Origin of the sequence: Bartonella sp. AA81SXKL, from assembly GCF_042196945.1 — a bacterium.
Lineage (GTDB): Bacteria > Pseudomonadota > Alphaproteobacteria > Rhizobiales > Rhizobiaceae > Bartonella.
The window spans coordinates 1-520 of the sequence record NZ_JBHIRH010000442.1 but is presented as its reverse complement, the minus strand read 5'-3'; the positions used below and the strand labels follow the sequence as shown (position 1 = coordinate 520).

Here is a 520-nt window from a genome sequence, read left to right as displayed (position 1 = left end):
GCCATACCTGCAAAAAGATCTTTGAGCTTCTGATACGCATCTGATTGAAAAAACTTATAAGTATTGGACTGTAAAAATTTCTCTGCATCTGTCAGTTCAGGAGTCGGTGTTGGGGAAGCGGGTGCTAATGGTTGCGTTTGTTCATTAATATGAGGTTTTAGTTCTTGTGGAGTACTCTCTAGTGCATTTGGCATGGGTGGATGTTGATCAAATCCAAGAGGCATTTCCGCTTTAGGAGCCGTATAGGGCATAAATGGTCCATATGGATTCAGACTATTCTGTAAATAGGGGTTGGATGGGGCTTGTGCTTTCTCTGGTGTCATCATACTTTCAATACCTGACATTCCAGTCATAAATAGAGAGGTTTTGGGGTACTTTGTTATGAAATTCCCCACGGGGTTCTTTGTTATTAATTGTCCCAATCTATTCGCCCCTGTAACCGCTTTAGGAGCAAGATACCTAAAAACATGAGGCGCAGCTCTTGCTGCCATAAAAGCTGCCCCAGCTAATGGAAATAATA

At 42.1% G+C, this 520-nt stretch carries 1 pseudogene; it reads right to left on the bottom strand.

What is annotated here, in order from left to right:
• Positions 1–491 (bottom strand): annotated as a pseudogene (locus tag ACFINZ_RS12150) (hypothetical protein); the annotation flags it as partial.
• Positions 492–520 lie beyond the last annotated feature (29 nt).